Genomic DNA, 13,259 nt, shown 5'->3' with positions numbered 1-13,259 from the left:
TTGAAACAGGTAAATTGACTCAATTATCAAAAAAAGTCATAAAAACACTAAATATATCATTAATTGTCGTCGATACTTACGGTAAGAGAGATTATTTCTCTTAAATTGAAAAGGCAAACCTATCGAAAGGTAGGGACGCAAAGCTATAGGGCCTTCGAAAGAGTGGCAGCCTGGCTACCGAAAGGGAGATTATTTTGAAAGCTTACCGTACGTATCGATTATTTGGCGCATTTCTGTCACTCGTCTTGTTTCTGACTGCACTTCCGCTTACTGTTGGAATTTCGCCGTCTGTTGTCATAGCTGCTTCAAATTCTGGAACGCCAGTTACCCCAGGAGCCTCACCTGAAGCCGTAAAGCTGCTTAACTATTTTTACTCGATCTCAGGAAAAGGTATTATTGCTGGTCAACATGACTATTTAGAAAGTCCAGATGAAATTAACAATATGCTGAAGGGAACCAGCGGACAATATGCCGCTCTTCACGGTTATGAACTGGGCGCGATCAGCGGTCAGTCAGAAGGAACGATGGCCTGGCAGCGTCAAAATGTGGTGAACAGCGCCATCAACTGGAATAAAGCGGGCGGGATCGTAGCTATGACTTTTCATGCTAACCTGCCGGGCACCTCTTATGACTGGGATAATGTAAAAAAAACACTTAGTCAGAATGAATTCGATAGTTACGTTACACCGGGTACCAAGCAATATAACAATCTGATCGCTGAACTTGATAAGGTGGCAGTCTCCCTAAAAAGCTTGCGCGATGCCAATGTTCCGGTGCTTTGGAGACCCTATCATGAAATGAACGGGAACTGGTTCTGGTGGGGGAAGAAAAATAACTTTTCTAAACTTTGGAATATTATGTATGACCGTTTTGTTAACGTTCATAAATTAAATAATTTGTTATGGGTATGGAGTCCGAATGCTCCCAATGTTTGGTCAGATCCTTATGCGCTAACTTATCCAGGTGCTGATAAAGTAGATATTCTGGCAGCAGATATATACGAAAATGATTACCAGCAAAAATACTATGACAGCTTGTTGAGTCTAGCCGCAGGCAAACCGATTGCGATCGGGGAGAATGGTGAAATGCCTAATCTGGAGAAGCTTCAGCAATCACAAAGTAAATGGACGTATATGATGAGCTGGGGAAAAATGCTTTACGAGAATAACAGTGCAGATACAATTAAAACATTTATGAATAGCAACTATACCTTAACTAGAGATAAATTAAATACTAGTCTGGTACCGACACCTAGCGCTGCACCAGCGCCGGCACCTCCCGAAGAAGAGGGTGAGGCAGCAATTCCTCTTGTGAAGGGGCTTGCAGGAGAATATTACAACAACATACAGCTATCGGGAACAGCAGCTCTTACTAGAACTGATGCAATTATCGATTTCAATTGGCGGCAAGGCTCGCCGGATGCCGCCCTCGGGATTGATCGTTTCTCCATACGTTGGAGAGGTAAAATTAAGCCATTATATGATGAGCAATATACATTTTACACTACCTCAGATGATGGCATCCGTGTGTGGGTGAATGGGCAATCCGTGATTGATAGTTGGACTAAGCAAAGTGGTACTGAGCGTAAGGGTAATATAACGCTGAAGGCTGGCCAGCTATACGATATCAAGGTGGAGTATTACGAAAATGAAGGCGATGCGAGAGTCCGCTTGATGTGGGAAAGTGCTAGTCAAGCTAAAGAGACAGTTCCAGCAAGTGCACTTTATCTTCCGGATGTCTCCTGATTGATGAAAATTAAAGGTCGATCCTTAGTGGCTCTGCGTTATTGCAGAGCTACTAAGCTATAGTCCTCATTAGGTCAGAAGACGATTGTCCGATAACAGGTATGTTTATTTAGCACCTGTGGAGGCAGTACAGCTACCGAAAGGAGGATTTATTTGCGTAAATATTATAAGCAAAACAGATTGTTGTTTACTATATTACCGGTGTTTATTATTTTTTCCTTGCTGCCTTGGGGAGAGGTTAAGGGTCTTCCGAAGGCTATGAGTGTTTCTTCCGCTCTTCCTCCGGCTATACCAAGCAATCCATCAGCTTCTGAAGAAGCCAAGCAACTGCTGAGTAATTTGGTGAATCTAAGTGGCAAAGGAATCCTGTCTGGCCAGCATGATTATCTAGAAAGTCCAGATGAACTGGTTCATAAGCTGAAGAATACATCGGGACAAAATGCCGTTCTACATGGTTATGAATTGGGGGCAATTAATAATCAACCCGAAGGGACGATCGCAGAACAGCGACAAGCTGTTATAGACAGTGCAATGGAGTGGCATCAAGAGGGTGGCATTGTAGCCATGACATTCCATCAGAGTTTGCCGGGGACTTCTCCGGAATGGTCCAATGTAAACAGAAGTCTCAGTCAAGAGAAGTTTAATACTTATGTTACGCCTGGGACGGCTCAGTATAAGAGTCTAATCTCTGATCTAGACGAGATCGCTGGCTATTTGGGACAGCTGCGTGATGCCGGAGTTCCAGTCTTATGGCGACCTTACCATGAAATGAACGGCGGTTGGTTTTGGTGGGGGAAAAAGGACAATTTTTCAGCGCTTTGGAATATTGTCTATGATCGTTTTGTAAATACACATCAACTGAATAATCTACTGTGGGTGTGGAATCCGAATGCGCCGAATGAATGGGCAGATCCTTATGCTGCATATTATCCCGGTGCGGATAAACTCGATGTTCTGGCTGCGGATATCTACAATAACGATTATAAGCAGTCCTACTATGAGGATCTGCTCGCACTTGCTGATGGTAAACCTATCGGAATCGGGGAGAGTGGACAGCTGCCGAACCCGGAAGTATTAACCGAGAAACAAAATAAATGGGTCTATATGATGACCTGGGGAAAATTACTGACAGAAAATAATACGCTACAGTCAATTAAAAGCTTTATGAATGACTCGTTTATAGTATCGAGAGAGGATTACGTTCTCACAACAGGAGGCCCTTCGATAGCACCGGTAATCCCGGTAACTCCAACGGGTTTGACTGGAGAATACTATAACAATACTGATTTAGAGGGAGAAGCGGTACTTATCCGCGATGATCGTAAGATTGATTTTAATTGGCATGGCGGGTCACCTGCACAGGAGATAGATGAAGATCATTTTTCTGTTCGCTGGAAAGGGAAGCTCAAACCCAAATTCAGTGAAAAATATACGATTTCGGCATCCTCTGATGATGGAGTCCGTGTCTGGATTGACGGAAAGCTGATCATCGATAATTGGAAAAATCAAAGTGCAACCCTTCATAAAGGAAGTATCCCGCTCACAGCCGGAACACTTTATGATATCCAAATTGAATATTATGAGAATGAAGGAGATGCTAATCTTCGCTTGCTGTGGGAGAGTTCCAGCCAGAAGCAGCAGGTGATTCCACAAGGGGCATTGTTCCTTCCTTAATCTAATGAAATGATAGGGTTAGACATTCCGGAAGAAAGAGAGGACCTATGGATGGGAATAACGAGGAGAATATCTAATAGAAAAAATAGGATAACTGCAAACAAACCATTACTGTTATTACTGAAATTCACCGCATTAACCGTCTTGTTTCTGTTGTCTGTCTCTGTTTTCGGAACGAATAAGACGAACGATTATAAGGTAGGTGCCAATATACCAAGATTAGCTACAGGAAGTGATGTTGCAGCAGAAATACCGGATGGTACTGTGATCTGGAATCTGGGACAACATGATGGCTCAGCAGCTGAGTTCGCTGCGAGTGGCACTTCTGGCAGTAAGAAGATATTTAATGTTCCTTCTTCAGCGCTCAAATCATCGGCTCTTCAGAGCTTGCCTGCAGGCTTGAATGGAAAGACCCAGCCGGAATTAACGATCACCTATCAGCTAAATAAGATCCCGGAGAATGGGGTCTTATTTAGCGTAGGAATTCTGGATGCTTATAAATCCGTGCCGCAAATGAGTGTGTTTTCCAATCGTCAATTGTCAGGGATCATTCAAATTGCGGGCGTATCGGGCACAGAAAGTGAATATAGCTTTCAAAAATCCTATGAATTATACATTCCCAAGGAGCAATTGAAGCTGGGAACGAACGAATTGAAGCTGCAAACGGTTCGCTGTTTATATTGCAGTGACAAAGAAGACGAATATTCCTGGTGGACTTGGGATAATCTCCGTTTAGAATCTCTTAACGCTCCAATTTCCGAGCCTATTCATGGCAGCTATACACTGACCGGAACAGTAGTGAATAATAAGCAGTTTTACTTTGATGAAGGTGCGGTTACGCACTTGCCTTATGTTATCAAATGGCTAGGGATGGCTTATAGCGGCAATGTGATGCGTACCAGTTGTGCCAGTGATGTCGGGAGATCCTGCTCAGATATGCTGGAATATTACAAGGTATTGAAGGATTACAACATGCAGGCGGTTGCTCTGTATTTGCATACTGGTGATATTAAGCTTAAGGCAGATGGATCGTTGCCTGCTGATGCGGAGAAAAAGCTGACAGATTATTTTGAACAATATAGCCCTTATTTTCAATATTATGAGGTAGATAATGAGCCAGGGTTATTTAATCGTTCTAAGGCAGTGAACCTGGCGATTGCGGACTGGTTGAATAAAAAGGGGAAGCAAATCGCGCCCCATTTACAAACTGTTGCTCCGGGCTGGGCGTATTGGCCGAGCTACAGTGAAGATTCCTGTGGTAATCAGAAGGGAACCGGGAAGGAATGTGGAGATCCGGATGGCTGGGAACGTGATCCAGAGCAACGTATGGAGCTGGAGAAGGTTACGGATTTGACCAATGGACACTCCTACGGTGACTCTTATATTTTTAGTAATGGAGGAAGCTTTACTGAGAATTTGAAGACCTTCACTGGCGCAGACAATGGACTTGGCAAAAAAATGCTGACCACTGAATTTGGTACCTCGGACAGTCATGTGGATGCCTATCAATACGGGGCAACGGAGCGGACAGCGGCTGTATTCGACCGGATCATGCGTGCGCATATTGGTTATGCGGATATGTTTGTGCAGCATGCTGCTTTTTTTAAGGATTTCAGTTTATTCAAATACGGGTTTAATTTAGAAGAGCATGATCCGGCGACCACAGAAATTTATTATACAAAAGAAAATGAGGATTCACGTGTCAGCATCATGAGAAGGCTCAGTCTTGCCTATGCTACACATGGAGCCCCGCTAACTTATCAAATTGCCAACAAAGATGTGTTAGCCGACAAGCTGGTATATGTTCGGGCCGTGGATACTTCTACATTGAAGCCTCTTGCTGGAAGCGGGGCGACTTCAAATAAGGTACTGGTTAATTTCGTTAACTTTGAGTCTACTCCACAGACCGTGAGTGTAAATGTGACTATGCCGAAAAACGGGGTGTATGAAGGGGAGCGTTTTGGAAACGGGGATACGTATGAAAAAGCAAGAAGTTATGTAACAGGTAAAAAGGCTACTCCCACGTTAACCTTTACGGAGACACTTGCTCCGGGAGAGGCTGTGCAGTATATTTTGCAGCCTTCCACTGAAGTAAAGCCGTCGGCACCTAAAGGATTCAAAGCCGCAGCAACAAAAGGTTTAGCTGTAAAATTAAATTGGTTGGAGGCACCGGGAGCAAGCTATGAGCTGCTTCGCGCTGAAGGTAGCGGCGGGGAAATGAAGGTGGTAGCCACCGATGTGAAGCTTACAGAATATACGGATCATAATTTACGTGAAGGGACGTTATATACCTACGCGGTAAGGGTATCCGGCTCTAATTTACTGTCCGATAAAGTTCAGATTACAGCCACCGGATTGGTTCCTCTGGATCGTACTAAATGGAAGGTATCCTCAAATGTGAATACGGCAGCATCAGCTCCTAGTCTGGCTATCGATGGGGATCGGCGCACGCGCTGGGATACGGGGAAACATCAGGCCTCCGGAGAGTATTTTCAGATTGATCTGGGTGAAGCACATGAAATTGAAAGAATAGATTTGGACAGCACGCTTTCACCTTTTGATTATCCAAGAGACTATGTAGTTTATATTTCTGACGATGCTCAAAACTGGAACAAACTCACGTCTGGAAAAGGTACGAAAGAGCTTACTAAGATATCCTTTTCTAAAGTAAAGACGAGGTATATCAAAATTGTACAGACCGGATCCGGCGGGAATTATTGGTCCATTCAAGAGCTGCAGGTGTATTCCAGAGAATAAGGGTATCATTTGAATTTATATAATCATTTATAGCGCATACTAAATTACTGTGAGATAGATCTACAATGGAATAGGGAATTCTTCCCTATAAATTTTGTGTTTTAGGGTTGAATAGGTGGAATATAGGGAATTTCTCCCTGTATTCCAGCGGATATCGCCGTTTTTTAGAAAATCCTCCGTATTATAGGGAGAAATTCCGCATAACTGGGCAATTGTGAGGAAATCATCCTAAATAGAGGGAGTTTTTCCCCATAAAACTCCTTCCCCAACGCCCCATCACAATTTCTTAGACTGAGTGCAGAAGGTGGGGGAGTTTGGGATATCCTCATAGATCAGAATGTATATGTTCCACGGCATATATTATCTTTCTCTTTCTCGAATAAACGGAAGCCGTCCTTAAAAGGACGGCTTCCGTTTATTCTTGTTTAAATCCATTAAATGAAACGAAGTCCAGACATATACGGCAAAGGAATGGCATCGGAATCCTCTGATCTCGCTGGATCAAAGAGCAGCGAGATCAGCTCCTTGTCGTCCTGCACGGACGACAAGTCGAGGCCCTTGCGGCAGCCTTCGGTCTGCCGCAATAGCGCTTCCCGGTCTGCGATGCAGACCGTTCCGCTGTTCGCGCCGCCGCTTAAGCTGGCGCCGGCGTCCCGCAGAAGCGCGAGCAAGCCGCGCTCCTGCCACGGCACAGGCATTTGCAGCGTGCCAACGCCGCCGCACAAGGCCGCCTTGGCCAGCAATGCCGCTACCGCGCTCGGCTGGCCGGCCCATTCCACCGCCGTCGCCGCGTTCGGCGCTGGCACGTCCGCCGCCGCGGGCACAGCCACCGCGGCGAACCCCTCGATGCTGCCGTCCCGAACGGCTACGAGTGTGCGCTGGGCTAAGCCCATCACACCCGCGTAAGCCTCGGTCCCCAGCAGCAGCGCCAGCTCACCCGGACTATATACATGTCCGGCTTCGCGTTCATTGAGCAGCCGGTAGACTCCGAAGAAGTCGCCCGGCTGCATTGGCCGCAGCGTCCATTCTTCTCCTGCTGCGGCTGCAAGAGCCTGAGCTGAGCTTGCGTTCAGCTCGGCAAATTGCGTACCTCCGAACGGTACGCACCCAGCTCGGGTGTATAACGAACGATCACCCGAGACAAAAATCAGCGATGCCTCGGCCTCGGCAGCATGACTCTGGCATAGCTGTAGAAGTTGGCCCGCCAGTCCTTGGCCCCGAAAAGCGGGATCGGTGCAGACAGCACCTATGGAGAATACATTCAGGAAAGCATCTCCAGTCTTGATCGTGGAGGGTACGAGCCCCATGAAAGCAGCAACCGTTCCGTCATCGGCAATAGCCGCGTAGGAATGACTGAGTCCAGGGCGGAAAATAAGTGGAAACAGTTCTTTCATTGAAGTGGCACCCGGTTCACGAAAGACAGAATCTGCGAGCAGAGATGCTTGGTCTAGCTCCGCAGGTTTAATTAATCTCAATTGCATAACATTCAACCTCCTATATGTACACACGATGGGGAGAAAGCATTTACATAAAGTATAAGGCCCGGGGAATGAAATCTCCAATCTTGTTTATATTATTCAATGTCTCAAAAGGATATCGAAAAGGGTAATAAAGTACATAAATAAGGAAGCTTCTTATATTTTAAAGCTAGAAGAGAAAGGGAAGTGAATAATCGGTGTCCCAACTTGCAGATAATATTATATTATTACTGGCAGCACTCCTACTTGTAGGCGTATTTTCCACCAAGTTCTCCACTAAATTTGGAATGCCAGCTTTAGTGCTGTTTCTTGCTGCGGGGATGGTGCTAAGCCAATTTGTTTTTTTTAACAATGCTTCCTTAACGCAAATGGCCGGGATCTTCGCATTGGTTGTCATATTATTCGAAGGTGGCATGCAGACGAATATTAAGGATATTAAACCTGTTATTCGGCCGGCATTATCCTTATCAACGGTAGGCGTAATCATGACGACAGCCATTGTAGGGGTATTCGCTAAGCTGATCCTTGATGTGACATGGCCAGAAAGCTTTCTGTTTGGAGCGATCGTTGGATCGACAGATGCGGCTGCAGTTTTCTCGGTACTCGGCGGTAAGAACATTGATAAACGTCTGACCTCGACGTTAGAAGCAGAATCAGGAAGTAACGATCCAATGGCGGTGTTCTTGACAGTCTCGCTAATCGAATGGATACAGCATCCGGATATGGCGATATGGGGGCTGCTGTTATCTTTTATATGGGAGATGGGCATTGGCTTAGTACTTGGTTTTGTGCTGGGGAAGATCGCAGTTTTCTGTATCAATCGAATTAACCTGGATTCCACAGGTCTTTATCCAGTAATGGCGATTGGCTTTGCTGTTCTGACCTATGGTTTATCAGCATGGGTACATAGCAGCGGGCTGCTGGCTGTTTATGTTATGGGCCTTACGCTTGGGAATTCCGAGCTAATGTATCACCGTACCATTATGAATTTTAGTCATGGTTTTGCTTGGATGATGCAAATATTTATGTTCATACTGCTTGGTTTGTTAGTATTTCCACAGGAGCTGGCGGAAGTGGCATGGCAAGGTATCTTGTTATCCGTCATTCTGATGGTTGTAGCTAGACCAATCGGTGTATTTATAAGCCTGCACTTTTCCAAATTTACGATCCGCGAGAAGACTTTGATTTCTTGGGCCGGACTTCGTGGAGCCGTTCCGATTGTGTTAGCGACTTATCCGCTGCTGGCTGATCTGTCTCACGGACGACTATTCTTTAATGTTGTGTTCTTTGTCGTACTGACCTCGGCGGTGATTCAGGGAACTAGTATTTCCCCGCTAGCATCCCGATTGAAGCTTGTGGGGCAAGAAGATTCAGATCAGCCTTCCCTGATGGAGCTGGTTGCTCTTGGCAAGACAGACTCGGAGTTTAACCATATTGGAATTAACCCTTATATGCCCATTGCTGGACAGATGATTTCAGAAATAGGTCTGCCAGATGATATCTTATTTACGGCAATTATCCGCAATAAAAAGATTGTCACTCCGCATGGAAGTACTGTTATTGAGCCTGGGGATACTGTGTATGTCCTAAGTCCGAAGAGTAAGCGTGATGAGATGAGGGCTTTCTTCCGCAGCAGGAAAGGAAAGACCGCGGAGGAGGATGTTTCTTTAATCTAGAGAAGAGACTCTTTTACCAAAGTGTGACACACATAATAGGCTTCATAACATAAGCTGTGCTAGAATCGGCACAACATATAATCTCCAGAATAGTTGCAAAACACGAAAGAGTGTGTTAAATTGTATATAGATTTAGAACGAGTCTAAATACAATTATAATAAATGAACCATAGGAGGTTTTATTAATGACAACACAATTAAAGAACCATACTGAACTGCAAGCTGCTTTGAACCGCCAAACTGCGAACTGGTTCCTGCTCGGGGTAAAGCTTCATCATTATCACTGGTATGTTAGCGGATCTCAATTCTTCACACTGCATGAGAAGTTTGAAGAGCTATACAATGAAGCTGCGGGTTATGCAGATGATTTGGCTGAGCGTTTGCTTTCTATTGGTGGACAACCAGCCTCCACAATGAAGCAATATCTTGAATTGTCCGACTTACAAGAAGCTCGCGGCGGCGAAGATGCTAAAGGTATGGTACTTGAGCTCGTGAGAGACTTTAAGACTGTTGCTAAAGAACTGCAAGATGCAATTGCTACTGCTGAAGAATTGAGCGATCAACCAACTGCGGATCTGCTGATTGGCATCAGAAGCAGCATTGAGAAACATGCTTGGATGCTGAATGCCTTTATCGGCTAAGACAACATCCTTATAGGGATAGAATGCACAAAGAGCGCCTGCGTATGGTTAACGCATGGCGCTCTTTTTTTTGAAGCATTCTATTTAATAAATACTCCACCAAATGGCACGGCTTCGCGCAGAAATCGTTTAATAATTCCATCATCGTTATTATCTCTTTCAAATCGGCGATTCTGGCGTCCGGCTTGAAACAACACAGGGCCGTGGCCCGTCATCTTCCAATGATAACTCATATGCTGGCTAGCTAAATGGTTGCCGTAAACGGTAAGCTCCAGCTTCGCATTCTCAGGATAGGCAATAATGCTGCCTGCATCCACATAGAGCGGATTGTAAGGATGAAGCTCAGCTTCACATACCGTACCTTCAGTCAATATACCAATGATGCCGTTACCCGTAAATTTCACTTTCACAATATCTCGTGTAACGAGCACATTCTTCATACTTAGCACTCGTGTATCCATCGTAACTCCCTTGCTGTAGAAGAAGAGATGTTTAAAGTCGTACAATAAATCGCTCTTTCCATCAAGCTGCAGAATCTTTACCCGATAACCTGGTGGAAGGGCGGCGACAAAATGGCAAGGGCCAGACATATCCGAACGAATCAGTTTTCGCTTGCGATAGATGCCCTTTACATCCATAAATCTGTCTGCCCGTCCAGTGGCAGGCCCTTGATAAGCGATAATTTGTTGTGGGTGCAGCACATGAACCTCTTCCTTCTCCCCAAGGGTGAAGGCTACGGCTTGTCCGCTCCCGCTGTCGCTTTCATCTTGGACATCGATGTTCATATTTCATCTCCCTCATGCTGTAGACGTGATCTTTACTGAATGTTCAAGATTAGCGCAGGCGGTCTCCTTTTCTAGAACGGTGAAGCATGCTGAAACGAACAATACGGATGAGTATAAAATACCCCAGAATTAGACCAATCCCCGTAAAAATAGTCACTTTGATTTTATGATAATATTCTTCGCGTGCCGTCCGGTCATTTTGCAACTCATCAACCATCTGCGTTAGTTGGCGATTCTGCTCCTGAAGGGCTTCGTTCTGTGTCCGGTAGGCCTCCATTTCCTGCATGGTATTCGTAAGCTTATCCTTCGCCTGTTGTAGCTCTTCAGCTGTCTGCTGAAATCCTTCTTTCAATTCATTGACTTCATTTGGAAGCTCAGAGAAGCTTTTGAATCCATTATAGATATCACTGAATATATTGGCTTGTGCTACTGGGGCCGGAAGAGATATGGAAAGGGTCAGCAGAAGCAGGAGCGAACATAACAGCTGTAGATATTTACGGTATTTACGTTGTTTCATCTATATAATCACCACCCAATTTAGGCTTGTATTTCTTTTATTTTAACACAGCTTGACAGCTTCTGACAGCGTAGGCTAAACGTGAATAGGGCTTCTTGGGTCAGTATTATTTGCCTGTTTGAAGTGAGGTTACACTTCCTTGTAAAGAACGATTTGGCTGTGCTCAACATGATTGAGAAGAGGGACTATTTATCGTATACTTTGGACGGAAAGGGGCTGCTGCGGAATGAATAAATGGCTTAAGACAATGTTATTTTTGGTCGGATCTGCTTTTTTGACGAGGTTGATTCCATTCTCATCTTTGTTTCGGAATTTGGACACGATGATTCATGAATTTGGTCATGCGCTGGTGACTTTACTGCTGTCTGGCAGTGTGCTGCGGATTGAACTATACGCGAATCATAGTGGGGTCACCTATTCAGCCATTCAAGATGGAGGCAGAGCGATACTGGTGTCGCTATCCGGGTATGTGCTGGCTTCCTTATTCGCATTGCTACTCTTCTATCTCTACAGTAAAGGACGGCATGATTGGGGACTTATTTTAGCTACTACAGTAGCATTGATTATGCTGGTAATGTACGTGCGGGGAAGCTTCGGAATGATGTGGTTAGGCGGGTTTATTGCGCTGAATGTTTTAATGCTGGTGGTGTGGAAAAAGGCCAGCAAATATTATTATTTGTTATTAGCTTTTTTGACCTTGGAAGAGTCTGTAATGGGAAGTTTATTTCTCGTATATGCGGCCGTTGTATCCCCATCTCGTGCGGGAGATGCCAGTAACCTGGCAAGGATGACATCGGTGCCGGCCATATTTTGGGCAGTCCTATTTTTTATATTTTCTCTGCTTTGCGCCAAATGGGCGCTGGGACTATTTTTTAAGCGGGAGCGAGTGCAGCCTAAACTTCAGAGTCGTTAAAGTTAAAAACATAAAATTTTCGTCATAAACAGACAAAAGGGGCTGTTTTTGCGAGAGTCAGTCTACTTAGTATGTAGAATGGCTCTTTTTTTGTCGATAATATAGAACCGAACATACATTCCATGACATGGAGTTGTCCGCCATTATTGGTACATTAATAGAAGACCCAAAAAAAGAAAGAGGTGGAAAATATGATGGAAAGTATTACTCCTATATTTACGTGGGGTCAAGATCGTATTTTTGCAGGTGGAAATCGGGATGTTGTTTTACTTGTCGAATGGAAAGGAAATTTGCCTTCAGAAAATAGCCGACCAAGCAGCCACAAAGTGGTTGCACGTGATATTGAACTACGAGTTTGGCTTGAGCCACATGTAACTTTTAAGCGCTGTTATGGATGTGAAATGGAGGCTGGAGAAGGGAATTCACTCTTGCTTAAGCTTGGAAAAATAAAAACAGGACAACGCAAATTCATAGGATTGGAGTTCACTACTTCTAGTTCTGTAGCAGGTAAATATGAAGCATTATCCCTACAGTGGAAGTATAAAAAACCAACTGTAGAGCGTGTTCGTGAACTTCCCGTGAAGGTACTTGAGCTGGAGTACGCGCATCATACGCGCATTCTGAGCGATACTTGCTGCTTTTATGTTGAGAAGCATCTGGAATTGTTGAAGACGGCTGAAACGGTTGAAGCAGCAGAGGCACTACGAAGTAAAGGCCAGTATAGTGAAGCTCACGAAATGCTCAATCGACATGCGGATAAGATGTTGCTACTCGCAGTACGCTCTGGAGATCCTTTGCTGCTTAAAGAGGCTGAAATGTTGTATAAACAGATCGGGTTCGAGCATCAGCAACGAAGTAAAGCCGTTGGTGGAATTTAATATAGGACTCACTGCACGAGGATGCACATAAGCGAAAAAAGACCTATACATAAATTGGATTTTTCAGCGGATTCGGCGGAAAATTATAAGAAGAATTGTAATATAAAATGTGGTAACATAGTAAAAAAGTTCTATCACAATTTTACTTTTTTTCATAAAATAATGGGTCTATTTAACCATAAATCAAGGGGAACT

General features: G+C 44.6%; 10 protein-coding genes and 1 riboswitch. Of the genes, 7 read left to right on the top strand and 3 right to left on the bottom strand.

Annotated features, from left to right (window positions below):
• Positions 1–102 precede the first annotated feature (102 nt).
• A riboswitch (cyclic di-GMP riboswitch) is annotated at positions 103–182 on the top strand.
• Between the two features lie 12 nt (positions 183–194).
• The 3 genes from ACFWMP_RS09845 (at position 195) to ACFWMP_RS09835 (ending at position 6,176) form a co-directional block, all read left to right on the top strand.
• Complete coding sequence (locus ACFWMP_RS09845; RefSeq protein WP_379423318.1) at positions 195–1,745, top strand: glycosyl hydrolase; 1,551 nt, start codon at positions 195–197, stop codon at positions 1,743–1,745.
• 153 nt (positions 1,746–1,898) lie between these two features.
• On the top strand, positions 1,899–3,419 hold the full coding sequence (locus ACFWMP_RS09840; RefSeq protein WP_379423316.1) for a glycosyl hydrolase: 1,521 nt from the start codon (positions 1,899–1,901) through the stop codon (positions 3,417–3,419).
• Between the two features lie 51 nt (positions 3,420–3,470).
• Positions 3,471–6,176: a discoidin domain-containing protein gene (locus ACFWMP_RS09835; RefSeq protein ID WP_081951040.1), complete on the top strand. Its 2,706-nt coding sequence runs from the start codon at positions 3,471–3,473 to the stop codon at positions 6,174–6,176.
• 434 nt (positions 6,177–6,610) lie between these two features.
• Here the strand turns inward: ACFWMP_RS09835 and ACFWMP_RS09830 are convergent, their stop codons facing one another.
• Complete coding sequence (locus tag ACFWMP_RS09830; protein ID WP_379423313.1) at positions 6,611–7,657, bottom strand: GNAT family N-acetyltransferase; 1,047 nt, start codon at positions 7,655–7,657, stop codon at positions 6,611–6,613.
• A 194-nt stretch (positions 7,658–7,851) separates the two neighbouring features.
• Between ACFWMP_RS09830 and ACFWMP_RS09825 the strand changes: the two genes are divergently transcribed.
• Together ACFWMP_RS09825 and ACFWMP_RS09820 are read left to right on the top strand one after the other, a co-directional pair.
• Positions 7,852–9,330: a potassium/proton antiporter gene (locus ACFWMP_RS09825; protein ID WP_379423311.1), complete on the top strand. Its 1,479-nt coding sequence runs from the start codon at positions 7,852–7,854 to the stop codon at positions 9,328–9,330.
• A 185-nt stretch (positions 9,331–9,515) separates the two neighbouring features.
• On the top strand, positions 9,516–9,971 hold the full coding sequence (locus ACFWMP_RS09820; RefSeq protein WP_042185198.1) for a Dps family protein: 456 nt from the start codon (positions 9,516–9,518) through the stop codon (positions 9,969–9,971).
• Between the two features lie 80 nt (positions 9,972–10,051).
• Here ACFWMP_RS09820 and ACFWMP_RS09815 read toward each other — a convergent pair whose 3' ends face one another.
• Together ACFWMP_RS09815 and ACFWMP_RS09810 are read right to left on the bottom strand one after the other, a co-directional pair.
• The gene (locus ACFWMP_RS09815; protein WP_042185200.1) at positions 10,052–10,756 is read right to left on the bottom strand and encodes an AIM24 family protein; all 705 of its coding nucleotides are present in this window, start codon (positions 10,754–10,756) and stop codon (positions 10,052–10,054) included.
• Between the two features lie 49 nt (positions 10,757–10,805).
• Positions 10,806–11,273 (bottom strand): DUF3450 domain-containing protein, encoded by a 468-nt coding sequence (locus ACFWMP_RS09810; protein WP_042185202.1) that lies wholly within the window; start codon positions 11,271–11,273, stop codon positions 10,806–10,808.
• Positions 11,274–11,499: 226 nt separating this feature from the next.
• Here ACFWMP_RS09810 and ACFWMP_RS09805 point away from each other — a divergent pair, with 226 nt between their 5' ends.
• Both ACFWMP_RS09805 and ACFWMP_RS09800 read left to right on the top strand, forming a co-directional pair.
• Positions 11,500–12,186, top strand: coding sequence for a M50 family metallopeptidase (locus ACFWMP_RS09805; RefSeq protein WP_076283905.1), 687 nt, complete (start codon positions 11,500–11,502; stop codon positions 12,184–12,186).
• 191 nt (positions 12,187–12,377) lie between these two features.
• Positions 12,378–13,064, top strand: coding sequence for a hypothetical protein (locus tag ACFWMP_RS09800; RefSeq protein ID WP_379423307.1), 687 nt, complete (start codon positions 12,378–12,380; stop codon positions 13,062–13,064).
• The last annotated feature ends 195 nt before the right edge of the window (positions 13,065–13,259 follow it).

It is taken from the genome of Paenibacillus sp. NPDC058367 (assembly GCF_042723305.1).
GTDB lineage: Bacteria > Bacillota > Bacilli > Paenibacillales > Paenibacillaceae > Paenibacillus_AQ.
This window is presented reverse-complemented; position numbering and strand designations above follow the sequence as displayed.

Bases quoted from the DNA above. Each gene is read 5' to 3' on its own strand.
- ACFWMP_RS09835 (WP_081951040.1), top strand. From the start codon at position 3,471: ATGGGAATAACGAGGAGAATATCTAATAGAAAAAATAGGATAACTGCA.
- ACFWMP_RS09830 (WP_379423313.1), bottom strand. From the start codon at position 7,657: ATGCAATTGAGATTAATTAAACCTGCGGAGCTAGACCAAGCATCTCTG.
- ACFWMP_RS09820 (WP_042185198.1), top strand. From the start codon at position 9,516: ATGACAACACAATTAAAGAACCATACTGAACTGCAAGCTGCTTTGAAC.
- ACFWMP_RS09815 (WP_042185200.1), bottom strand. From the start codon at position 10,756: ATGAACATCGATGTCCAAGATGAAAGCGACAGCGGGAGCGGACAAGCC.
- ACFWMP_RS09810 (WP_042185202.1), bottom strand. From the start codon at position 11,273: ATGAAACAACGTAAATACCGTAAATATCTACAGCTGTTATGTTCGCTC.
- ACFWMP_RS09805 (WP_076283905.1), top strand. From the start codon at position 11,500: ATGAATAAATGGCTTAAGACAATGTTATTTTTGGTCGGATCTGCTTTT.
- ACFWMP_RS09800 (WP_379423307.1), top strand. From the start codon at position 12,378: ATGATGGAAAGTATTACTCCTATATTTACGTGGGGTCAAGATCGTATT.